At 69.2% G+C, this 22,301-nt stretch carries 22 protein-coding genes; 11 read left to right on the top strand and 11 right to left on the bottom strand.

The window, feature by feature from the left end; all coding sequences use genetic code 11:
- Window positions 1-33 precede the first annotated feature (33 nt).
- The 3 genes from ACERLL_RS11820 to ACERLL_RS11830 are packed head-to-tail and all read right to left on the bottom strand — an operon-like array spanning window position 34 to window position 5,183.
- Window positions 34-1,413, bottom strand: coding sequence for a sigma-54 interaction domain-containing protein (locus tag ACERLL_RS11820; protein WP_373656303.1), 1,380 nt, complete (start codon window positions 1,411-1,413; stop codon window positions 34-36).
- Window positions 1,410-3,758 (bottom strand): tetratricopeptide repeat protein, encoded by a 2,349-nt coding sequence (locus tag ACERLL_RS11825; RefSeq protein ID WP_373656304.1) that lies wholly within the window; start codon window positions 3,756-3,758, stop codon window positions 1,410-1,412. Before ACERLL_RS11825 ends, ACERLL_RS11820 begins: the two co-directional genes overlap by 4 nt.
- Window positions 3,759-5,183 carry a sigma-54 interaction domain-containing protein gene (locus ACERLL_RS11830; RefSeq protein ID WP_373656325.1) on the bottom strand — a complete coding sequence of 475 codons (1,425 nt, stop codon included), beginning with the start codon at window positions 5,181-5,183 and terminating at the stop codon, window positions 3,759-3,761.
- Window positions 5,184-5,352: 169 nt separating this feature from the next.
- Here ACERLL_RS11830 and ACERLL_RS11835 point away from each other — a divergent pair, with 169 nt between their 5' ends.
- Window positions 5,353-5,982, top strand: coding sequence for a hypothetical protein (locus ACERLL_RS11835; protein WP_373656305.1), 630 nt, complete (start codon window positions 5,353-5,355; stop codon window positions 5,980-5,982).
- 7 nt (window positions 5,983-5,989) lie between these two features.
- On the opposite strand, the gene ACERLL_RS11840 is transcribed toward ACERLL_RS11835, so the two are convergent.
- Window positions 5,990-6,424 carry a hypothetical protein gene (locus ACERLL_RS11840; RefSeq protein WP_373656306.1) on the bottom strand — a complete coding sequence of 145 codons (435 nt, stop codon included), beginning with the start codon at window positions 6,422-6,424 and terminating at the stop codon, window positions 5,990-5,992.
- 193 nt (window positions 6,425-6,617) lie between these two features.
- Here ACERLL_RS11840 and ACERLL_RS11845 point away from each other — a divergent pair, with 193 nt between their 5' ends.
- Window positions 6,618-7,031 (top strand): NUDIX domain-containing protein, encoded by a 414-nt coding sequence (locus ACERLL_RS11845; RefSeq protein WP_373656307.1) that lies wholly within the window; start codon window positions 6,618-6,620, stop codon window positions 7,029-7,031.
- Between the two features lie 169 nt (window positions 7,032-7,200).
- Here ACERLL_RS11845 and ACERLL_RS11850 read toward each other — a convergent pair whose 3' ends face one another.
- A complete protein-coding gene (locus ACERLL_RS11850; RefSeq protein WP_373656326.1) occupies window positions 7,201-7,929 on the bottom strand; it encodes an MBL fold metallo-hydrolase in 729 nt (242 codons plus the stop codon).
- Window positions 7,930-8,119: 190 nt separating this feature from the next.
- On the opposite strand from ACERLL_RS11850, the gene ACERLL_RS11855 reads away from it, so the two are divergent.
- Complete coding sequence (locus ACERLL_RS11855) at window positions 8,120-8,797, top strand: alpha/beta hydrolase (protein ID WP_373656308.1); 678 nt, start codon at window positions 8,120-8,122, stop codon at window positions 8,795-8,797.
- A gap of 32 nt (window positions 8,798-8,829) precedes the next feature.
- Here the strand turns inward: ACERLL_RS11855 and ACERLL_RS11860 are convergent, their stop codons facing one another.
- The 4 genes from ACERLL_RS11860 to ppsA form a co-directional block, all read right to left on the bottom strand.
- The gene (locus tag ACERLL_RS11860) at window positions 8,830-9,639 is read right to left on the bottom strand and encodes an HvfC family RiPP maturation protein (RefSeq protein ID WP_373656309.1); all 810 of its coding nucleotides are present in this window, start codon (window positions 9,637-9,639) and stop codon (window positions 8,830-8,832) included.
- Window positions 9,636-10,499 carry an HvfB family MNIO-type RiPP peptide maturase gene (locus tag ACERLL_RS11865; protein WP_373656310.1) on the bottom strand — a complete coding sequence of 288 codons (864 nt, stop codon included), beginning with the start codon at window positions 10,497-10,499 and terminating at the stop codon, window positions 9,636-9,638. Before ACERLL_RS11865 ends, ACERLL_RS11860 begins: the two co-directional genes overlap by 4 nt.
- Complete coding sequence (locus tag ACERLL_RS11870; protein WP_373656311.1) at window positions 10,474-10,812, bottom strand: hypothetical protein; 339 nt, start codon at window positions 10,810-10,812, stop codon at window positions 10,474-10,476. The genes ACERLL_RS11865 and ACERLL_RS11870 overlap by 26 nt, the downstream gene beginning before the upstream one ends.
- Window positions 10,813-11,001: 189 nt before the next feature.
- Complete coding sequence (gene ppsA, locus ACERLL_RS11875) at window positions 11,002-13,392, bottom strand: phosphoenolpyruvate synthase (RefSeq protein WP_373656312.1); 2,391 nt, start codon at window positions 13,390-13,392, stop codon at window positions 11,002-11,004.
- A 204-nt stretch (window positions 13,393-13,596) separates the two neighbouring features.
- Here ppsA and ACERLL_RS11880 point away from each other — a divergent pair, with 204 nt between their 5' ends.
- The 4 genes from ACERLL_RS11880 (at window position 13,597) to ACERLL_RS11895 (ending at window position 17,341) form a co-directional block, all read left to right on the top strand.
- Window positions 13,597-14,157, top strand: a complete 561-nt coding sequence (locus tag ACERLL_RS11880; protein WP_373656313.1) for a YqgE/AlgH family protein — start codon at window positions 13,597-13,599, stop codon at window positions 14,155-14,157.
- A gap of 63 nt (window positions 14,158-14,220) precedes the next feature.
- On the top strand, window positions 14,221-15,186 hold the full coding sequence (locus tag ACERLL_RS11885) for an aspartate carbamoyltransferase catalytic subunit (RefSeq protein ID WP_373656314.1): 966 nt from the start codon (window positions 14,221-14,223) through the stop codon (window positions 15,184-15,186).
- Entirely contained in the window at window positions 15,183-16,469 is a 1,287-nt protein-coding gene (locus ACERLL_RS11890; RefSeq protein ID WP_373656315.1) for a dihydroorotase, read from the top strand. The genes ACERLL_RS11885 and ACERLL_RS11890 overlap by 4 nt, the downstream gene beginning before the upstream one ends.
- On the top strand, window positions 16,466-17,341 hold the full coding sequence (locus ACERLL_RS11895) for a dihydroorotate dehydrogenase electron transfer subunit (protein WP_373656316.1): 876 nt from the start codon (window positions 16,466-16,468) through the stop codon (window positions 17,339-17,341). Before ACERLL_RS11890 ends, ACERLL_RS11895 begins: the two co-directional genes overlap by 4 nt.
- 132 nt (window positions 17,342-17,473) lie before the next feature.
- On the opposite strand, the gene ACERLL_RS11900 is transcribed toward ACERLL_RS11895, so the two are convergent.
- Window positions 17,474-18,517 (bottom strand): type IV pilus twitching motility protein PilT, encoded by a 1,044-nt coding sequence (locus ACERLL_RS11900; RefSeq protein WP_373656327.1) that lies wholly within the window; start codon window positions 18,515-18,517, stop codon window positions 17,474-17,476.
- Between the two features lie 160 nt (window positions 18,518-18,677).
- Here ACERLL_RS11900 and ACERLL_RS11905 point away from each other — a divergent pair, with 160 nt between their 5' ends.
- From ACERLL_RS11905 to ACERLL_RS11920, 4 genes are all read left to right on the top strand, one after another.
- Window positions 18,678-19,382 (top strand): YggS family pyridoxal phosphate-dependent enzyme, encoded by a 705-nt coding sequence (locus tag ACERLL_RS11905; protein ID WP_373656317.1) that lies wholly within the window; start codon window positions 18,678-18,680, stop codon window positions 19,380-19,382.
- A gap of 28 nt (window positions 19,383-19,410) precedes the next feature.
- On the top strand, window positions 19,411-20,226 hold the full coding sequence (gene proC, locus ACERLL_RS11910; protein WP_373656318.1) for a pyrroline-5-carboxylate reductase: 816 nt from the start codon (window positions 19,411-19,413) through the stop codon (window positions 20,224-20,226).
- 101 nt (window positions 20,227-20,327) lie between these two features.
- Complete coding sequence (locus ACERLL_RS11915) at window positions 20,328-20,621, top strand: YggT family protein (RefSeq protein WP_373656319.1); 294 nt, start codon at window positions 20,328-20,330, stop codon at window positions 20,619-20,621.
- A gap of 7 nt (window positions 20,622-20,628) precedes the next feature.
- Window positions 20,629-20,937: a DUF167 family protein gene (locus ACERLL_RS11920; RefSeq protein ID WP_373656320.1), complete on the top strand. Its 309-nt coding sequence runs from the start codon at window positions 20,629-20,631 to the stop codon at window positions 20,935-20,937.
- 4 nt (window positions 20,938-20,941) lie between these two features.
- Here the strand turns inward: ACERLL_RS11920 and ACERLL_RS11925 are convergent, their stop codons facing one another.
- The gene (locus tag ACERLL_RS11925) at window positions 20,942-22,297 is read right to left on the bottom strand and encodes an HlyD family type I secretion periplasmic adaptor subunit (RefSeq protein WP_373656321.1); all 1,356 of its coding nucleotides are present in this window, start codon (window positions 22,295-22,297) and stop codon (window positions 20,942-20,944) included.
- Window positions 22,298-22,301: the final 4 nt, after the last annotated feature.

Genomic DNA, 22,301 nt, shown 5'->3' on the forward strand with positions numbered 1-22,301 from the left:
CCGAAATACGGCGGGCATGTCCGCACGCCGGTGCTATTCGGATCCGCCCTTCTGGTTCAGCTTGTTGCGCAATGTCCGGATGCTGATGCCCAGCAGCTCGGCCGCGCGGGTCCGGTTGCCGTCCACCCGCTCCAGTGTCCGCTCGATCAGCAGGTCCTCCATCTCCCGGATGGTGAGGTCCTCCTCGGGCAGCACCGCCGCCGTGGCGCCGGGACCGGCTTGGCTGTCTCCCGTCCCCTCGGGCTCGGCCTCCGCGGTCTTGACGGGCTCCTCGGGCGGCGCCCCCACGGCATCGATGCTCAGCTCCTCCTGCTGGAGGTGGGCGAGGCCGATGTAACCGTCCTCGGCGAGCACCACCGCCCGATGGATGGCGTTTTCCAGCTCCCGGACGTTGCCGGGCCACCGCCGACCCTGGAGATGCTCCCGGGCCTGGCGATCCAGTCCCTCGATGCGGCGCCCGTAGCGCCGGGCATAGAGCTGCACGAAATGCTCGGCGAGCACTGGAATGTCCTCGGACCGCTGCTCCAGATCCGGCAGCCGCACCCGGAGCACCGACAGCCGGTAGAGCAGGTCCGCGCGCAGACGGCCATCCTGAACGGCACCGTCCGGATCGCGGTTGGTTGTGGCCAGCACCCGCACGTCCACCGGTTCGGGCCGTCCCCCACCCACGCGGTTCACCATGCCCTCCTGCAGCACCCGGAGGAGCTTGGCCTGCATGTCCACGGGCATCTCGGTCACCTCGTCCAGCAGGAGGGTACCGTTGTGTGCCTCCTGGAAGCGGCCGTCCCGGCGCTGGTCCGCGCCCGTGAAGGCCCCCTTCTCGTGGCCGAACAGCTCCGACTCCAGCAGATTCACCGGGAGCGCCGCGCAGTTCACCGCCACGAGGGGCCCGTCGTACCGGGGCGAGCTCTGGTGCACGAAACCGGCGAGGCGCTCCTTGCCGGTGCCGGAGGAGCCGCAGAGCAATCCCGGACCGTCACTGCGGGCGAGCTTGCGGACCTGCTCCAGGAGCCGCTGCATTCCGGGGCTGGCGGTGACAAACTCGCCCGCTCCGGCGGGAACGGCCTCGTCCGGGAGCAGGGCGCGCACCACCTCCGCGGTCAGCGGCTTGGGCCGGTAATCCTCGGCGCCGGCCTGGCCCAGGGAGCGGGCCTGCTCCGGATCGGGCCGGGTTACCACCACGCCCACGGCGATATCGCGCTCCACCAGGGTGGTGACCGCATTCGGCAGATCCCCGTCCAGACCGTCGCCGTCCAGAAAGGCGCAGTCCGGATTCGCCCGCCCCCCACCCTCGGGCACGCCGTCGAGGAAGACCGGGCGGCCGCCCGCCCCCCCGCAGACGTCGGCCAGCTCCCCATGCGCCGAGGAGGGAAAGCCGATCAACAGAATCTTGGGCGTCTGTTCCCTACTCAATCGAGTCGCTCCCGGATCATGGGCATGAGGGCGGTATAGGTTGCCGCCGTGCGGGCGAAGGCTCCATCGCCCTCCACGTCCTTCAGGTATTCCTTCACCCCGGCAAAATCCTCCCTGTGCAGGGCGTCCACGCCCAGCAGGACCCGGAGCTGGCGCACCTGCCAATCCGGCACCCCGGCCTTCAGCGCCTTCTGCCAATAGTCCCGGGCGTCATAGACCTGGCCGACCCGGGCCGCGAGGTCCCCCGCCTCCGCGTACAGGGAGCCGGGGACCCCGGATCCCGCGGCACCGCGAAGCCAGCCGTCCAGAGTCCGAAAGGCCGATTTCGGCCGGCCCAGCGCCTCTTGCGCCCGGGCCCGGAGCCGGGCCGCGTCGGCGCCGGGCAGCCCGGAAGTTTTTTCCACATACCGGAGCAGATCCTCGTGCCTGTCCAGCTTCGCCAGCAGCCGGGCCCGCTCCACCCCGAGCTCGGCCTTCCAGGGGTGGTCCGCACCGTCCGCGAGCAGCCCGTCGATCCAGGCCAGGCCGGCCGGGTCGCCCGCCTCGCGGTAGCCCTGGGCCACCTCGTACTCCCAGCGCTGGCTCTGAACTGTTTCCCCGTAGGCCTCCTGGTACTCGGCCAGAGTCCGCCGGGCGGCCTTGAGCGCCCCCAGTGCCAGGAGGGCGCGCGTGGCGTATTTACCGGCACCGGGCGGAGGCGGATCCCCGGCATGGCGGTTGAAGAGCTTGAAGGCCTCGAAGGGGGCGCCGCTCTCCAGCTTCGCCCGCATGGCCCGGGGCAGCAGCCCGTGCACCCGCTGGCGCAGCCGTTTGCGCTCGGCCGGGCGCCCCTGCCCGAGCAGCGTGCCCAGCTGCTTCAAGGCGCGCCCGTAGCGCTCCTGCCCCTCAAGCAGCCGGGCCGCCGTGTGCCGCGCCTCCCATGCCGCGCGGGAGTAGGGGAGCCCTTCGGCGATGGTATCCAGGCGAGCCACGGCGCTGTCCGTCTTCACCTCCCCAAGGGCATGCAGGGCCTCGACGACCCCCGCCCGCGCCCTCGCCCGCAGATCCGCCTGGACCTCCATGCCGAGCACCTTGCGGTACAGGTCCAGCGCCTTGCGCCATGCCTCCTGGCGCCCCTGGGCATGCCCCTGGAGAAGGAGCGCCTCCGGGTAGCGCGAATGGCCGGAGAACCGCTGGCTGAACTCCCGCAGCAGCGTCAGGGCCTTGCCGGCATCGCCCCCCTGCACCTCGGCCTGACCGGCGGCTGCTATCAGCTCCGGATGGGCGGAGAAATAGCCGGGAACCGTTTCCCGGTTGGCACGGAACTGCTTGGCGGCCTCCCCGAACTGGCCTTCCTCGACCAGCAGGTAGGCGAGCCACAGGCGGGCCTTGGCCTGGAGCCCCTTCGAGCCCTGATACAGGAGGGGCACCAGCTGGCCGCGGGCGGCACCCGGGTCGTCGCCCAGCGCGTACAGGCGTCCCAGCCGGAGCTGGATGGTCGCCCGGTTAGAATCCTGGGGATAATGGCGCAGGTAGGCTTCCAGCGGCTTGGTGGCCTGATAATGGAAGCCCAGACCGTTGAAGATCTTCGAAGCGGTTCGCAGAGCGTCGGTGGTATACGGATGCTCGGGATTGGCCCGCGCGGTGTTCCAGAGGACCCGGCCAGCATCCAGCTCCTGCCCCTGCCGCTGGTGGAGCGTGCCCAGCAGAAAGCCCAGAGCCGGGCTCATGGCGTTCCCGTCACGCGCTTTCGCACCGAGCTCGGCCACCACTTCGTTCACTCCGCCCCGCTGGATGCGCTTCCGATACTCGTCCAGTGCCTTCGGGGGCTGAGGTGGAATGGCGGGGGGCAGGGGCACGCCGCCCTCGGCCATACCCGCCACCGGCGCGGGTGGCACGGGGGGCGGCTCACCACCGGAACCGGAAGAAGCGGCAGCCGGAGGCGCGGCACCCTCCGCGCCCTCTATGCGGCCCACATCCACCACCCAGCGCGGCGGATCTTCCAGGGGGAAAGTGCGGACCTCCAGGTCCGAGGGGGCATAGCGGACCTCGAGCCGATCCGCGCCGCGCCGCTCGACGGCGGTGAGCCCCGCCATGGCGCGCCGGCAGGCCTCGACCCCTTCCAGGGTCCAGCCCTCCTGCCACCGCAGGGCCACGCGCCCCGCGCCGGGGTCGGCGGAAAGGGGGGCCGAACGGGGCAGGTCGAAGACCACCCGGAAGTAGGCGCCGTGGTCACCACAGCGCACGCCCACGGCTTGATCGGCGGCGGCAGCGCTGCCGCCGCCGAGCACCAGGGCGGCCAAGCCTCCCAGCACAGCAGCCGCAGGAGCGGCCCGAAACGGTTTTTTGGCCGCCTGCACCCCCATTCAGCCCAGATTCCGTTTCTTGAGCTTTTCCACCAGGGTGGTGCGCTTCACCCCCAGAAGCTGCGCCGCCTGATTGCGGTTGCCGCCGGTGGCCTCCAGGGCTTGCATGATCATGCGGTTCTCGAAGGCCTCCACTTCCGCCTTCATATCCCGTCCCTGGCCAAGCAGGATGTCGCGCTCCAGCTCCGTGCGCTCCGCGCCGGAGCCGGTCTCCTCCAGCGAGGCCTGGACACCGCGCACCTTCTGCGGCAGGTCCGCCGGCTCCACCAGTCCGGCCCGCTTCAGGATAACCAGACGCTCCACCAGATTCCGGAGCTCGCGAACGTTGCCCGGCCAGGAATAGGTGGCCAGCAGATGCCCGGCGAGCGGCGTGACTCCGCCCACCTCGGTGCCGTGCTTGCGGTTCAGCTGCGCCAGGAAATGGTCCAGCAGGTACAGGATCTCGTCGCCGCCGCGCTCGCGGAGAGCCGGCAGCTCCAGGGAGAGGACATTGAGCCGGTGATAGAGATCCTCCCGGAAACGGCCCGCTTGCACGGCCAGCTCCAGATCCTGGTTGGTGGCCGCCAGGATCCGGGCGGAGAACTCCACGGAACGGGAGCTTCCCAGGGGCTCGTAGGTCCGCTCCTCGATGACCCGTAGGAGCTTCACCTGAAGATCCGGACTCATCTCGCCGATCTCGTCCAGGAACAGCGTCCCGGCGCCCACCTTGGCGAAGCGTCCCTGGCGTGACTGGATGGCCCCGGTGAAGGCCCCCTTGGCATGGCCGAAGAGCTCGGCCTCGAGCAGATCGGGGGGGATGGCCCCGCAGTTGATGGCCATGAAGGGCGCATCGGCGCGTGGCGAGGCGGCGTGAATGGCGCGCGCGGCCAGCTCCTTGCCGGTGCCGCTCTCCCCTTGAATGAGCACGGTGGTATCCGCGGGTCCCACGAGGCCCACCATGGAATGGATCTCGGTCATGGCCTCCGAGACCCCCACCAGCCCGCCGAACCGCTCCCCGGCCGGTTGTCCCGCCGCGGGCCCGGGGGAGGAGCGCAGCGCTTCCAGAAAATCCCGAACCACCCCGCCCGGGGTTTCCGACTCCGCGAGCAGGACGTCCGCCGCGCCCCTGCGGAAGGCGTTGCGCACCTCGTCGGGACGCGGCTGCGCAAGGAACATGGCGACGGCGAGACTCCCCGCCGGACATGAATCGAGCCCCTGCCAGCCCGCCGGGGAGGCATCCAGACCCAGGAGGACGAGCTGTCCGCCATCCGCGTGCGGACGCGCGCCGCTTCGCACCGGGTATCCGGCCGCGCGTATCACGGGCTCCAGCTCGCCGGCATGCGCCTCCAGACCGGGGCCCACCAGCACCTCCAGCCCCGTCGAAGCGGCCCCCTGCGCGCACGCCGGATCCACCCCGCTAAAGCCCGGTATTTCCGCCCGTGGCATGGTCACCCGGCCCAACGCCCCCCTGTCGTTCGGTCGTCGTCATTCAGCAACGGCTCGTCAAAATTGTGACGGCAAGCCTACGAGGTGTAGGGAAAATAGACAAGATCTGTCTGAACGGATTTGCACGGGGTAAGCTGAAGAGAAGAACCGGAAGCCTGGGAGTGCGCAGATGTCGGAGGCGGGATCGAACGGCGGCACCGGCGACAGCGGAACCCTGCGGATCCGCGACAGGATTCCGGTGGAGGTACGGCCTCTCGGCCCGGAATGGATCGCCGAGGCGGAATCGGGCCGGCTGGGTCCGGAGCTCTCCGACCGGCCGGAGGGGGACAACCGCCGCTACGCCAGCGTCGACGAGCTACTGGGCTCCTACGCGAAGGGCCAGGGCCTGGACGGACCGCTGGCGGAAGCCCTGCGGCTCCTGGACGCCAAGATGAGCTACCTGATCACCCTGCTGGAAGAGCGCGTCCCCGAAACGAACCAAGACCTGCCCCCCGCGCGCTCCGTGGAGCTGGGCCTGGACGGAATGCGCGTCGATCTGCCGGAATCGGTCCCGCTTCCGGAGCGGGGAGGCTGGGTCTGGATTCGCGCCTACTTCCCCGGACGGCCCCGCATCGGCTTCCAGACCCCGGCGCGGGTCCGGACGGTGGACCACCCCGGGGACGGGGATGCGGAAGCCGCCCTCCGGGCGGATCTGGCATTCGCCAACATCACGGAGAACGAGGAACGGGCATTGAGCGGCTACATTTTCCGGCGTCATCGGGAGGAGGTACGACGCCGCCGGGAGCGCGGCTCGGGCTAGCCGCGCCTCAGGTCCCGCCCTGCTCGCGCTCCATGCGGCCCAGGTAGAAGTTCACCGCGCTGCGCAGCCCCCGCAGCCACTCCTTTTCCTCGCCCATGGACTGTCCCTCCAGGCGGGCCAGGGCCTCATCGGCCCCCCGCAGCTCGGAAACCTCCGGGGAGCGGCCGTGCGCGAAGTCGGCGGACAGGCTGGACACCAGATCCATGGCCTGCTGGACACGGCCCTCGCTCTGCACCGCCTGGTGCCGGAGCATGCCCACCAGCTCGGCCGGACTGGTTCCCGCGCCGCCAGGCGCCTTGCTCGCCCCCGCACCGCCGCCGGTCTGGGCACGGGCCTTGTCGAGGGCCGCCGAAAAGGCCGATTCATCGGCGACCTTGTTCTGCTTCTGGTTCCCGTTCCCGGGCATGGCCTGATTCAGGCTCTTGGAGGGATCGATCTCCATAGCCTCTATCTCCGTAATCCGCGTTTGCCCATTCTTAGCACAAACCGTACCAATTCAGCCCCCACGCCGCTTCCGGCCGCTCCGGGACGCGGCCACCCGTGGAAGGGGAAAAATTTGCCGGGCCTTTTGACCCGCCGGGCACCCGCCTATACTGGGCCTTCCAGCCACCCAACCCCGGGGAGGAGCCGGAAGGATGTCGGAACCCTACAGCACCTCGGACATCATTATCCATACCCCCGATGACCGTGTCCTCCTCGTGGAGCGGGCCAACCCGCCGTACGGCTGGGCCCTTCCCGGCGGGTTCGTAGACCCCGGGGAACGGCTGGACGCCTCGGCGCGCCGCGAGGCGGCCGAAGAGACCGGGCTGGAGCTGGCCGATCTGTACCAGTTCGCCACCTACTCGGCACCGGAGCGGGACCCCCGCGGCCATACCATCTCCACCGTCTACGTGGCCCGTCCCGTGGGCGAGGCCCGCGCCGCCAGCGACGCGGCCCATCTGGACTGGTTCCCCCTGAATGGCTTGCCGGAGACCGCCTTCGATCACGGCACCATCCTAGCCGACTACCGGCGCTTCCTGGAGACGGGGGAGCGACCAGCGCTGCCGTGAGGGGTAAACGGTCCAGGCTCCCAAAAGACGCATCCGACCGGCCGGGAAGCGGGCCAAGGCCGCCGAGCGACCGCGGGGCGGAACCCGGAGGACAGGACCCCCTTGGACCGGGACCTTGCTCCGTATCCCGGGCCCCGACGGCCGCAGCGCGGAGTACGGTGGCGCCGCCCTAAAAACCGCCGCCCAGCTCCTCCTGGAGCTCCAGGTAGACGTTGTAGGCATTGCTGCGGTGGGTGGCCTCGAAGGCGGGCAGGCCCCGGTACTGCGACCAGTCCGCGTCGGCGTACGCCTGCTCGAAGGGGCGCAGGTTGCGCACCGCTTCCCCCATGCGTTCGCGGAGCCCGGTGATGTAGCCGCGCATGAAGCGGATGGCCCCGGAGGTGTCCTTGCTTGCGGCGCCGTGGCCGGGAATGATGATCCGGGGGGCGGGCCCCACGTGGAGGAGCTCCAGACGCCGGCCACCCATGTCAAAGGTTTGGCGCTCGGCAAAGGTCCGGTCGGGGGGAGCCAGGCGGGTCGCCTCGTCCACCCACGGGAACAGCGCCTGCCGGCGCTGCTCCAGCCGGCGGCGGGCGCCGCGGCTGTCCACGTAGCCGGCGGCATCCTCCTGGGCCCAGATGACGGCGTCGGTGTGGTCCTTGAATACCTGGAGCCCGTAAATATGGTCGGCATGGTAATGCCCGGCGATCACCCGCGTCACCGGTTGATCCGTGACCGTCCGGATCTTCTGCAGGAGCTTCCAGGCCAGCGAGGGGGTTCCGAGGGCATCGTAGACCACCACGCCCCGGCTGGTGACCACGAACCCGGCATTGGACATGAAGCCCTGGTTCCCGGCGTCCGGGACGCCGCTGCGCCCGACCACGTAATAGACGCCCTCCGCCGCCTCGTGCAGCTTCATGGGGATATCCGCGCGGGCGTAGGGAACCTGCTTCCAGGAAACCGCCTGCGCGGCCGAGGGACCGGCCAGCAGGGCAAGAAGCGCCAGCGGAGCGATCCACCGAATGCGCTGGCTTCGCCGCGTCATCAGGACCTCCCGGGTCTTGCGCGTCAAGGCCGCAGCCACTTGTCCACCAAGGAAAAATAGCACGATGCAGGAACCATCCGAGACCCCGCTCGAGCACCTCGACCTCGCCCCCGAGCAGGGCCCCGCAAGGGCGGCCGTAATCTGGCTGCACGGCCTGGGCGCGGACGGCCACGATTTCGCTCCGCTCTTCCGGGGTATCGGCAATCGCCTGCCCGGGGTCCGCGTGCTGCTGCCGCATGCCCCGGAGCAGCCGGTCACCATCAACGGTGGCATGCGCATGCGCGCCTGGTATGACGTGGTGAATCCGGACCTGACGGTGGAACCGGACCTGGCGGGAATCCACCGGTCGGCCCGAGCAGTCGAGCGCCTGGTGGAGATGCTGGAGTCGGCGGGCATCCCCGCCGAGCGGACGGTGATCGGGGGCTTCTCCCAGGGCGCGCTGGTGGCCCTCTGGACAGGACTCGGTCTGTCCCGGTCCCTGGCCGGGATCGCCGGCCTGTCCGGCTACCTGCCCGCGGAACCGCCGCTGGCCGAAGTCCAGAAGGAGACTCCGATCTTCCTCGGCCACGGACGCCATGACGGCATCGTGCCCTTTCCGGAGGGCGAGGCGGCGCGCGACCGTCTGCGCGCCCTGGGCTGCCGCGAGCCGGTCTGGCACCCCTATTCCATTGACCACGGGGTGAACGCCGACGAGGCGGATGATCTGCTCGCATGGGTCGGGGCGGTGCTGCGGGGGCAATGAGGCCGCCCCCCGGAAGCGGGAGCTCGGGCCGATCAGGATCCGGTCTGCGGCCCCGCCGGCGGGGCCGTGCCCAGGAGCACATCCCGGTCCCGCAGATCGGCCAGGATATCGGCGCCGGCGGCCACCACCCGCTCGGGGTCGTGGTGGCCGATCTCCCCGGCGACCCGGCGCAGCAGCTCGGCGCCCGGGGCCGGGTCCTCGGTGATCAGCTCCAGGAGCCGGGCCGTCACCGGATTGATCTCCAGGAAGCCCATGGCGTCCACCCGGTCGCGATAGACCACCAGGCAGGTGGGCTGCTCGGGCGGCTCTTCCGGGAGGAAGCCGGGGCCGATCCGGTGCACCGGGAACCGATACTGCAACGTCCAGGCGAGCGGGGAGCGCACGGGAAGGCCCGTCAGCAGGTCCCCTTCCGGATCGGCGGACACCTCGCCGGGCTCCTCCTCGGCCACGGAAAGCGCCAGCTCCACCCACTCGTAGTGGGCCAGCTCCAGCAGAAAGGGCGGATCCCCGGACCTATCACCGCGCGCCCCGGCCAGGTAGGCCAGGAATTCCTCGCCCACCCGCAGGAAGTACGGGGTCTCGGCGTGGTGCTCGGCGAGGAAGTCCGCCACCAGGTCCAGCCAGACCTCCTCCCCCAGCGACCGGCGCAGCACGGGGAAGTTGGAAGACAGCAGCCCCTTGAGGTTATTGAAGACCAGCCGCCGGTAGACGCGCCGGCCCCGGTCGTCCAGATCCTCCGGAGGCGGGGCTTCCGCCGGATTCCGGAGGTAGGCGGCCAGGGCCTCCTGCTGGGCGCGCAGGGTGGCCGGCGGCTCCGGCTCCCGGGAATCCCGCCCGCTCATGCCCGGACCTCCTCGAGCCGCGCCTGACTGCGGCGGATGGCGGCGACCTCCGCCAGCAGATCGTCCAGGGGCGGGATCTCGGTGTCGCGCTCGAGAAGCGTGGGCAGGGGGCCGAAGCGGCCATAGGCGGATTCCAGCAGCCGCCACACCGGATCGATCACCGGCGCCCCGTGGGTATCGATGACCAGATCCGGGGCCTCCTGCCGATGCCCGGCGATATGGAAGTAGGCTACCCGGTCCCCGGGCAGCGCCGCCAGGTAGGACTCGGCGTCGTAGCCGTGGTTGACGCTGTTCACGTAGACGTTGTTCACGTCCAGCAGCAGCTCGCAGTCCGCCTCCTCCGCGACGGCGGAGACGAAGGCCGCCTCGTCCATGGCCCGCCCCGGCGCCGCGTAGTAGGAGACGTTCTCCAGCGCCATCCGCCGTCCCAGATGCTCCTGCACCCGCCGCACCCGGCCGGCGACGTAATGCACGGCCTCCTCCGTGAAAGGCAGCGGCAGCAGGTCGTAGAGCTGGCCGTCGTCGGCGCAGTAGGAGAGATGCTCGCTGTAGACCGCCACCCCGTTGTCGTCGAGGAAGGCCTTGAGGGCATCCAGGTGGTCCGCATCCAGGGGGGCGGGGCCGCCGATATTCAGGGACAGGCCGTGAGCCGCCAGCGGCCGGCCCTCGATGACCCGCCGGAAGGAACGGCCCTGGGCACCGCCCACGCCGATCCAGTTCTCCGGAGTCACTTCCAGGAAGTCCAGCGCGGCGTCGGGCCGTTCGAGAAGGGGGCCGAGCAGGGCCCGGCGCACGCCGAGCCCCGCTCCGCGGATACCCGTTCCGGAGGCCGGGTCAGCTACTGGCGCACTTGCCTTCACCGCATTTCCCCTCACCGCCCTTCTTCTTGGCGGCTTCCTTGTCGCCGGCGTGCCCGGACTCGGCCGAGCCACCGTCGTCCATGCCGCCGCACTTGCCCTCCTTGCCCTTCTTCTCGTCGGAGGCCCCGCCGCCGCATTTTCCTTCCGCGTGGCTGTCGGCGACCATGTAGCCGCTGCTCAGCTCGGCGACCCGGAACGGGTCGGCCTCGTCCGCCTGCGCACTCACGGCGCCCAGGGCCAGACCGCCGGCCATGGTGGCTCCGAGCATGTATCCAGCCGGTCCGCCGCGCGGATGCCGCTTGCTATCCGTCATGATTTCCTCCTTCCCGATGGGATGGTGATGCTGCGGTAACGGATCCGTTCTCTATACGAACGGGGTCCGCCCCCGGATTCAGACCGACGGGCACGCGGAACCTTCCGATGGTGTCCAGCCTCGATCCCGGGGGCCTTTCCGCGCAGCAGTACAGGATATGTCCGACCTTTGACAAGCATCCGGGTCCACCTATCCGCCGTGTCCTTTCAGATACTTGGCGGTCACCGCCAGGGCGTCCGGGTTCACCGAGATGGTATCGATGCCCTGCTCCACCAGGAACTGCGCGAACTCTGGATAGTCGCTCGGCGCCTGGCCGCAGATGCCGATCTTGCGGCCCCTGCCCTTCACCTTGTGGATGGCGTCGGCGATGAATCGCTTCACCGCCTCGTCGCGCTCGTCGAACAGCGGCGACACCAGGGCCGAGTTGCGGTCCACGCCGAGGGTGAGCTGCGTCAAGTCATTGGAGCCGATGGAGAAGCCGTCGAAGACATCGGCGAACTCCTCGGCCAGGATCACGTTGGTGGGCAGCTCGCACATGATGTAGACCTCGAGGCCGTCGGCGCCCTGCTCGAGGCCGTTGGCGGCCAGCTCTCCCAGCACCTTCTCGCCTTCCTCCACCGTACGGCAGAAGGGCACCATGACCTTCATGTTAGTGAGCCCCAGCGCATCCCGTGCACGCCGGATGGCCTCGCATTCCATGGCGAAGCCCTCGCGGTAGGCGTCCGAATAATACCGCGAGGCGCCGCGGAAGCCGATCATGGGGTTCTCTTCCTCGGGCTCGAAGTACCTACCGCCGATGAGATTGGCGTACTCGCTGGATTTGAAGTCGGAGAGCCGCACGATCACGTCCTTGGGCCAGAAGCTCGCGGCGATGGTGGCCAATCCCTCGGACAGGGTACGCACGAAGAACTCGTGATTGTCGGCGAAGCCCTCCGTGCGCCGACGGATCTCGGCGCGGTCCTGGTTGCTGGTCCGGTTGGGGTTGAGCAGGGCCATGGGATGGACGGCGATCTCGTTGTTGATGACGAACTCCATGCGGGCAAGGCCCACCCCATGATTGGGGACTTGCGCGAAAGTGAACGCCCGCTCAGGATTCGCTACGTTCATCATCAGCCCCACCGATTCCGGCAGGGCATCCTCGCCGATCTGCAGCTCCTCCACCGAATAATCCAGCTCGCCCTTGTAGATGTAGCCGGTATCCCCCTCGGCACAGGACAGGGTCACCCTCTGGTCCGGGTCGAGCACGTCGGTGGCGTTGCCGGCCCCCACCACCGCGGGGATCCCCAGCTCCCGGGAGACGATGGCCGCATGGCTGGTTCGGCCGCCCCGGTTGGTGATGATGCCGGCGGCCTGCTTCATGATCGGCTCCCAGTCGGGGTCGGTCATGTCGGTGACCAGGATATCCCCGGTCTCGAACTGGCGGAGCGCCTTCGGCGTCTCCACCACCCGCACCGGCCCGCTGGCGATGGCGGCGCCGACGCTGCGGCCGGTGGCCAGGACCTCCCCGGCCTCGTTCAGGCGGTAGGTCCGCAGGAGCTCGGGCTTCTTGCCGGCGTGCACCGTCTCCGGGCGGGCCTGGAGCATGAACAGCTCGCCGGTGTCCTGGTCCCGGGCCCACTCCATGTCCATGGGGGTGGGCTTGCCGTGCACCTGGGAATAGTGCTTCTCCACCGCCACCGCCCAGCGGGCCAGCGTCAGGGCCTCGCCGTCGGACAGCACGAACCGCTTGCGCTCCTTTTCCGGCACGCGGACGTTGCGCGGATTGCCGTTCTCGCCGTAGACCATGCGCAGGGCCTTGTCGCCCAGCTTGCGCCGGATCAGGGCGGGCTTGCCCTGCTCCAGGAGCGGTTTGAAGACGTAGTACTCGTCGGGATTCACCGCCCCCTGCACCACGTTCTCGCCGAGGCCGTAGGCGGCGGTGATGAATACCGCGTCCTCGAAGCCCGATTCGGTGTCGATGGAGAACATCACGCCGGCCGCGCCCCGGTCGGCGTAGACCATCTCCTGGATACCCACGGACAGCGCCACGTCCAGGTGATCGAAGCCGCGCTTGGTGCGGTAGGAGATGGCGCGGTCGGTGAACAGCGAGGCGAAGCACTTGTGCACGGCACGCACCAGGTTGTCGGCACCGTGGACATGCAGATAGGTCTCCTGCTGACCGGCGAAGCTGGCGTCCGGCAAGTCCTCCGCGGTGGCCGAGGAGCGCACCGCCACAGCCATCTCCGGCTTGCCGCGATCCGAGCACATGCGCTCATAGGCATCCCGGATCTCCCGCTCCAGCTCCGCGGGCATTTCCGCGTTGAGGATCCAGCCGCGGGCCCGCTCCCCCGCGAAGGCGAGATCGGCCCGGTTGGAGATATCCAGATCCCGGAACAGCTCGCGTAGCGGCTCCCGCAGCTCCGCCCCGTCAATGAGGGCGCGGTAGCTCTTAGCGGTAACCGCGAAGCCCCCTGGAACCCGCACTCCCGCCTCCGCCAGGTTGCGGGTGATTTCCCCGAGGGAGGCGTTCTTGCCCCCCACCTGGGATACCATGTCCATGCTCAGATCCTGGAACCAGATGATGTAGGGGGGTTCTTCCATTGCGCGTCTCCATCATCGCTCGGGATTCACGCCTCGTCTCCGAGGCCGGATCGGAACGGCATCGGGTCCATCCTCGTCTTCACCGAGGCCGGTCCGCTATACTGTGGGCATCGGCCGCCCGGAGCGGCGCGATACGCCCCGAATCCAGTGTGACCCGGAACATCGCCCCGGGGAAGCGGCTTGGGCCAGCGCGGGAACCGCACCATGAATAGCACTGATCTGACCGGATATCTGCTCATTGCCCTGCCCACGCTTCAGGACTCGAACTTCGAGCACAGCGTGGTGTATCTGTGCAGCCACGGGGACGAGGGGGCCATGGGCGTCATCCTCAATCATCCCTCCACCGTGACGCTCGGGCAGGTCCTGGACCAGTTGGAGATCACCACGACGGACCTGAGTGTTCAGGAGGAGCCCGTGTTCTCGGGGGGACCGGTCCAGCCCGAGCAGGGCTTCGTGCTGCACTCCGCCGACCGCATGTGGGACCAGAGCATGCCGGTGAACGACTTCAGCGCCCTGACCAGCTCCCGGGACATCCTGGAGGCCATCGCCGGAGGCCAGGGTCCGGGACGCCACCGGCTCATGCTCGGCTATGCGGGCTGGGGCCCGGGACAGCTCGAATCGGAGCTGCAGCAGGACGCCTGGCTCACCGCACCGGCCACGCCCGAGCTGCTGTTCGAGACCCCCTTCACGGACCTGCGCGAGGCCGCCGCCCGCTCCCTGGGAATCGACATGAGCCTGCTGGTGCAGCACAGCGGACATGCGTAAGATTGCGGGCCGGCACCGGCCGCCCGACCGCAAGCAATCATTCCCGCAAGGTGTGACGCATCCATGAATGCCCCCGCAAGCCCGGCCGCGCCGGATGCCCTCCCCCGCCATTTCCTGGGGCTGGAGGGGGTCTCGGCGGCCACCATCAACCGGATCCTGGAGGAGGCCACCCGCTTCCGCCGGCTCGTGGAGCAGCCGAACAAGAAGGCCGACACCCTCAAGGGCCGCACGGTCATCAACCTGTTCTTCGAGTCCAGCACCCGTACCCGCACCAGCTTCGAGCTGGCGGGCAAGCGCCTGTCCGCGGACGTCATCAACATCAACGCTTCCGCCTCCGCCACCCAGAAGGGCGAGACCTGGCTGGACACGGTGCGCACCCTGGAGGCCATGACCCCGGACGCCCTGGTGATCCGCCACGCCGAGAGCGGCACTCCGCATATGGCCGCGCGGGCGCTGTCCAGCCACTGCTCGGTGATCAACGCCGGAGACGGCACCCACGAGCACCCCACCCAGGCCCTGCTGGACATCCTCACCATCCAGCACCACAAGGGCCCCATCGAGGGGCTGCGGGTGGCCATCGTCGGCGACGCGGCGCACTCCCGGGTGGCCCGCTCCCAGATCCACGCCCTACACACCATGGGCGCCGCGGAGATCCGGCTGGTGGGCCCCAAGACGCTGATCCCGGCCCGGGCCGAGGAGGCTTTGGGGGTGCAGGTCTTCCACGACGCCGACGCGGGCCTGGAAGGGGCGGACGTCATCATCATGCTGCGCATGCAGCTGGAGCGCATCCGCGGCGCGGCGGTGCCCAGCCAGCGGGAATACTTCCGGCTCTACGGCCTGGACCGGCGGCGGGTGGCGCGCGCCGCCGACGACGTGCTGGTGATGCACCCCGGGCCCATGAACCGGGGCGTGGAGATCGCCTCCGAGGTGGCCGACGGGCCCTACTCGGTGATCCTGCCCCAGGTCACCAACGGCCTGGCCATCCGCATGGCGGTGCTCAAGCTCCTGGCGGGAGGGGAATCCGCATGAGAACGGTCATTCGCGGCGGCCGCGTCATCGACCCGGCGAGCGGCCGCGACGAGGTCGCCGACATCGCCATCGCCAACGGCCGCATCCAGGCCGTCGGCGACGTGCCCGGGGACTTCGATCCGGACCGGGTCATCGACGCCGGCGGCCAGGTGGTTTGTCCGGGCTTGGTGGACATGCACGTGCACCTGCGCGAGCCGGGCCAGGAATGGAAGGAGGACATCGAGAGCGGCAGCCGCGCCGCCGCGGCGGGCGGGGTGACCTCCGTGGCCTGCATGGCCAACACCCAGCCGGTGAACGACCGCCGCTCCGTCACCGAGCAGATCAAGTCGGCGGCGCAGCGGGCGGGCCTGAGCCGCGTCCACCCCATCGGCGCCATCACCCGGGACCTCGCCGGCGAGACCCTCTCGGAGATGCACGAGCTGGCCAGCGCCGGCTGCGTGGCCTTCTCCGACGACGGCCGGCCGGTGCCCGATGCGGGCATCATGCGCCGCGCCCTGGAGTACGCCGCCACCTTCGACTACCTCCTGATCCTGCACGAGGAAGAGGGCGCGCTGTCGGCGGGCGGCGCCATGAACGAGGGGGCCCACGCCACCCGCATGGGGCTGGCCGGCATCCCCAACGCCTCCGAGGACGTCATGATCGCCCGCGACGTGATCCTCGCCGAGCTCACCGGCGGCCGCATCCACATCGCCCACGTGGCCACCGCCGGCGGCGTGGAGCTGATCCGCCAGGCCCAGGCCAAGGGACTGCGGGTCACCGGCGAGGCCGCGCCGCACCACCTGTTCCTTACGGACAGCGACGTGGGCGAGTTCAACAGCCACGCCAAGATGGCCCCGCCGCTGCGCGGCCCCGCCGACCGCGAGGCCGTGCGGGCGGCGGTGGCGGACGGCACGCTGTCCGTGATCGCCACTGACCACGCCCCGCACGAGGCGGACGCCAAGAACGAGGCCTTCGCCTGCTGCGCCAACGGCGTCACTGGCCTGGAGACCCTGCTGGGCCTGACCCTGCGCCTGGCGGACGAGGACGTCATGGACCTGCCCACCGCGCTGGCGCGGGTAACCAGCGGCCCGGCGGCGGTACTGGGCCTGGAGGCGGGCCGGCTCGGCGTGGGCGAGATGGCCGACATCTGCCTCTTCGACCCCGAGGCGCAATGGGCCGTGGAGCCGGAGCGCATGTACAGCCGCTCCACCAACACGCCGTTCGCCGGCTGGGAGCTCCGGGGCCGGGTCACCCATACCCTGGTGGGCGGTCGGGTAGTGTACCCCTTCGGAGGCGAGGAGTGAGCCGGCGCGAGCCCACCATCTTCGTGGAGGACGCGGAGGTCCTCACCCACCGCGATTGGCCGGGCGACCAGTTCGAGCTACGGGTGCGGGCCCCGGAGACGGCGTCCCGCGCCCGGCCGGGCCAGTTCGCCCACCTCTCCTGCGATCCCGAGCTGCCCATGCGCCGGCCGCTGTCCATCCAGCGCGTGGAGCCGGAGGCGGGCGTTGTGGAATTCCTCTACAAGCGCCTCGGCCACGGCACCCGGCTCCTGGCCCGGCGGACGCCAGGCGAGCGACTCAGTCTCATGGGCCCCATCGGCCAGCCCTTCGAGGTGGACGAATCCGTCCACTTCCCCGTGCTCATCGGCGGCGGCGTGGGCATCCCGCCCATGGTGTTTCTGGCGGAGGCGCTGAAGGAGCACCAGGACCTATCCCCGGTGGCCTTCCTCGGCTCCGAGGTCCCCTTCCCCTTCGAGACCTGCGACGCCGGACTGGAGGTCCCGGGAGCGCCGGTGGAGGCTACCGCCGCCGACGCCCGCCTGGAGGCCTGGGGCATACCGAGCCGGCTGGCCTCCCTGGCCGACCTGCCCGGCGCCTACCGGGGCTACGTCACCGACCTAGCGGCCACCTTCCTGGAGCCCCTGGCGCCCGCCGAGCGGCGAAAGGCGGCCATCTACGCCGTGGGCCCGGAGCCCATGCTCGCCGCCGCGGCCCGCCTCGGCCGCGAGCTGGGCGTGGTTACCTGGGTGTCCCTGGAAGAGTACATGGCCTGCGCCGTGGGCGGCTGCGCCGGCTGCACGGTGCGCGTGGAGGAGCCCACGGGCCCGGCCATGCGCAGGGTGTGCGTGGACGGTCCGGTATTCCCCGCCGAGCGGGTGTTTCCCGCACCCTGAACCGCCCCTCCCGGCAATCCGGATCCTGCGCACCATAAGGGGTCCGGCCTTCGGTCGCGGCTTCCACTCCCGAGGGAAACCAAGCATGGCGGCCGGGCCCGTTACCTCGAGGGCCCGACCCGGCAGCCGGCCTCAGGCGGCCTTCACAGCGTCGGGGTTGTTGGCCTTGGTGAGGGCCTCCTCGGCGGTGATGACCCGGTTCTGGATGAGGCGCTGCAGATCCTGGTCCAGGGTCTTCATGCCCATCTGCTGGCCGGTCTGGATGGAGGAGACCATCTGGGAAATCTTGTTCTCCCGGATCAGGTTCTTGATGGCGGGGGTGCCGAGCATGATCTCGTGGGCGGCCACCCGGCCGCCGCCGTTCTTCTTCAGCAGGGCCTGGGAGATAACCGCCTGCAGGGACTCGGAGAGCATGGCGCGCACCATGTCCTTTTCCGCCGCCGGGAAGACGTCGATGATGCGGTCGATGGTCTTGGGCGCCGAGCTGGTGTGCAGGGTGCCGAGCACCAGGTGGCCGGTCTCGGCGGCGGTCAGCGCCAGCTGGATGGTCTCCAGGTCGCGCAGCTCGCCCACCAGGATCACGTCCGGGTCCTCGCGCAGGGCGCCGCGCAGGGCGTTGCCGAAACTGTGCGTGTGGGCGTGCACCTCGCGCTGGCTCACCAGGCAATTCTTGGTGGGATGCACAAACTCGATGGGATCCTCGATGGTGAGGATGTGGCCCTGCCGGTTCTCGTTGATGTAGTTGACCATGGCCGCCAGCGTAGTGGACTTGCCGGAGCCGGTGGGTCCGGTCACCAGGATCAGGCCGCGCGGCTTCTCGGCGATACTCGCGAAGATGTCCGGGGCCTTGATGTCGGCGAGGGTCAGGATCTCCGAGGGAATGGTCCGGAAGGCCGCCGCCACGCCGCGGTCCTGGTGGTAGGCGTTGACACGGAAGCGCGACACGTTCGGCACCTCCATGGAGAAGTCCGCCTCCAGCTGCTGCTCCAGGTTCTTGCGCTGGTCGTCGGTCATGATGTCGTAGATCAGGTCGTGCGCCTGCTTCTCGTCCAGCGCCGGGGCCTTGATCTTCTTGATGTCGCCGTCCACCCGGATCATGGGGGGCTCGCCCGCGGACACGTGCAGGTCCGAGGCGCCGTGCTTGACCGCGAAGGTCAGTAGTTCGGAAATGTCCATCGCCATCTGCGTCCCCTTTATGGTTCCTGCTGACCGATTCCCGCGATCCTACCGCCTACCGGCGCGATCCGCATCCCCGCTTTGGCCGCGGAGCCCGAGGCGTCATAATAGCGGTTTCCTTCCATCCAGGACGAGCACTTCCGGGCCGGAGAGCAGCATTGTGAGCGAGCGCACAGCCTATAGCGGGACCCTGGCGGACATTCGGCACCGCATCGCCGAGGCCGCCGCGCGCAGCGGACGGGAAGCCGATGAAGTCACCCTGCTGGCCGTATCCAAGACCTTTCCGGCCTCGGCCATCCGGGCCCTGTCGGAGGCCGGACAGCGCGTTTTCGCCGAATCCTACGCCCAGGAGGCCACGGCCAAACAGGCGGAGCTCGCCGACCTCGACCTTGAATGGCATTTCATCGGCCCCCTGCAGAGCAACAAGGCCCGGCCCGTGGCCGAGCGCTTCTCCTGGGTGCATTCGGTGGACCGGGCCAAGATCGCCCGGACCTTGAACCGCCACCGGGAAGGCCAGCCCCCGCTGAACGTCTGCCTCCAGGTCAATGTCAGCGGCGAGGAAAGCAAATCCGGCTGCCGGCCAGAGGAAATCCCGGAGCTGGTGGGCGTGACGCTGCAGGAATGCCCGAACCTGCGCCTGCGGGGACTCATGGCCATCCCCGCACCCGGCGCGCAGGCCGAGGCGTCCCGTCCGGCCTTCCGCCAGCTCGCGCGGCTGGCCGACGAGCTCCGCGGCGGCTTCCCGGAAGCGGCCTGGGACACCCTGTCCATGGGCATGAGCAGGGACTTCGAGGTGGCGGTGAAGGAGGGCGCCACCCATGTCCGCGTGGGCTCGGCCCTGTTTGGTGCGCGCAGCTACACTTGACTTCCCGGACCAACCAAAGGAGAACCCCATGGCGGCCCCAACCTCCATCGCCTTCATCGGCGGCGGCAACATGGCGGCGAGCCTCATCGGCGGCCTGTCGGACGCGGGCTGGACGCCCGGGCAGGTCATGGTGGCCGAACCGGACGCCGAGCGCCGCCGGGACCTGAGTGACCGGTTCGGCGTGCGGACCACGGCGGACAACAGCGAGGCCGTGCAGGGCGCCGAGACCGTGGTACTGGCGGTCAAGCCGCAGATCCTGGGCACCGTGGCGGAGGCCCTGGGCCCGGACCTGCGCGGCCAGACCCCCCTGGTGATCTCCATTGCCGCGGGCATCCCGCTGGCCAAGCTGCGCGGCTGGCTGGGCACCGACGGCCCCCTGGTGCGGGTCATGCCCAACACCCCGGCGCTGGTGGGCGCCGGGGTCTCCGCCCTGTATGCCGACGACGACGTCTCCGAGCAGCACCGGCTCACCGCCCAGGCCATCATGCAGGCGGCCGGGGAGGTGGTCTGGGTGGCCAAGGAGGCCCACATGGACATCGTCACCGCCGTCTCCGGCAGCGGGCCCGCCTATTTCTTCCTGATTCTGGAGGCTCTGGAGGAGGCGGCCGTGGCCGAGGGGCTGGACCGGGAAACGGCCCGCACCCTGGCGGTGCATACCGCCGGCGGGGCCGCCGCCCTGGCCCGGGATACCGGGGAGCCCAGCGCCGTCCTGCGCAGCCGGGTCACCAGCCCCGGCGGCACCACCGCCCGCGGCCTGGAGGCCCTGGAGCGTGGCGGCCTGCGCACCGCGCTCATGGATGCGGTGGCCGCCGCGGCCAACCGATCCCGGGAGCTGGGTAGCTGATACGAAGAACGCTGGGCTGTTTGGCTAACCCTTGATTGGCCGGAGTTTGTTATCCTCCGTACACTCCGAACTCCCCGGTCCCAACCCATTTAGGAGCACCGATGGGCATCGCCGCCAATTTCGTGAACGCCATCGCCACCCTGCTGAACGCGGTACTGACCCTCATGTTCTGGGCCATCCTGATCCGCGCGCTCATGTCCTGGGTGAGCCCCGACCCGTCCAATCCCCTGGTGCGCGGCCTCATCCAGGCTACCGACCCCATCCTGCGCCCCGCCCAGCGGATCATCCCGCCGCTCGGCGGCCTGGACCTCTCCCCGCTCGTGGTACTGCTCGCCATCGAGTTCTTGCGCATCTTCCTGGTGAACAGCCTCCAGCAGCTCGCCTACGGCATGTGAGGAAGACATGGCGGAAGCGGCCGATTTCTTCCGCTGGGACGGCGACGACCTGATCCTGCGCCTGCGCGTCCAGCCCAAGGCGTCCGGGGACCGGGTCGCCGGCCGCCACGGCGGGGCCCTCAAGGTACGCATCACGGCCCCGCCCGTGGAAGGCGCCGCCAACAAGCACCTCACCCAGTTCCTAGCCAAGGAGCTGGGCCTGCCCAAGTCGACGGTGACGGTGGAGCGGGGGGAGAAAGGGAAGGACAAGGAGCTGCGCTGCGCGGGGGCCGACCCCGCAGCCTTTCAGTCTGCCCGGGAGCAATGGGAGGTCTGATTCTCTACCGTTGCTGTCCAGCCTCCTTCAGGCCTTCGGTGACCGGGGAAAGGACATATTCCAGGACACTGCGGGTCCCAAGCTTGATCTCCGCGGTAACGTGCATGCCCGCCCGGAGGTCCAGCCGCTCCTTGCCGTCCGTCATGTGCTGGCTTTCAAGACTGAGCATGGCCGGATACCTCTCCCCCTGGGCACGGGCGGACCCGGCTTTCCTTCGCCCCTTGGCATTCCGGTTTTTCCCAGCATCGGGGCTTAAGTACTCCACCTCGGCCTCCAGGGTGCCGTACCGCTGGAAATCGAATGCTGTGAGCTTAAGCCTCGCCTCCTGCCCCGCATGAACGAACCCAATATCGCTATTGGAAACCATCACCTCCGCTTGCAGCGGTTGATCGCCCGGAACCAAGCGCATCAGCACGGCGCCGGAGGAAACCACCGAGCCCTGTGTATGCGTCGCCAACCTTTTCACCACCCCGGCTTCCGGGGCCTGGATCTGCTTCAGACTAAATCGGTAGTCCAGCTTGCGTTTTTTCTGCCGCAGTTCCTCCAGTCGGGCGCTTTGCTTTACCCGCTCGTCGAGTAGCTCTTTCCGATGGGAAGAGCGGAGGGACCGTATCTTCCCCTGGATCCCCTCGACTTGGGCTTTGAGCGCACTGATCCGTTTGTGCTGCCCGGCGAGCTTTTCCTGGGTCTCGATACGGACACGACGCTTGTCAAGAAGATCCACATGGGAGGCGTAGCCTTTTTGCTCCAGCTTACCCAAGGCGTTTTCACTCGCTTTAAAGATGGGCAGGGTCTTCTCCAGGCGCCGCTGTTTCGCTTTGGCTGCGGCCAAGTCATTCTTCGCCTTTTTCAGCCGGGATTCCTCCCGCGCCAGGGCGTTTCGGAAAGCTCGGCGATGCCCTACAAGCTTCGCCTTTACTTGCTTGAACAACTTTGGGGGGTCATGAGGACGCTGGGCGAAAGCCCCCTGCTCCAGCTCTGCTCTTACCCGGCGCAGCTCCAGACGAACCCGGGCCAGCTCATGACCAATCCGCTGTAGATCTGCATCGGTCAGCCGGGTATCCATAATGACCAGCGGCTGGCCCTCCTCGACTTTGTCCCCCTCCTTCACCAGAATCCGCTCAATCCGGCCCTTCTCGAAAGGCTGGACGATCTTCAGCCTACCCTTCGGAACCAGTTTCCCCTCCGCCCGGGCTACCACGTCCAAACGGCCGATCACCGCCCAAACCAACAACCCGACCAGTAACGCCGCTAACAGGCCGAGCATGAGCCGTGGCTTGGGCGAAGGCGGCCGCCGCACCACCTCGATCAGCCGGGGATGAAAGGCCGGGACGGGAGACTCGTCCTTATCACCGCTCACCTCC

Origin of the sequence: Thiohalorhabdus sp. Cl-TMA, from assembly GCF_041821045.1 — a bacterium.
GTDB classification, from domain to species: Bacteria; Pseudomonadota; Gammaproteobacteria; order Thiohalorhabdales; family Thiohalorhabdaceae; genus Thiohalorhabdus; species Thiohalorhabdus methylotropha.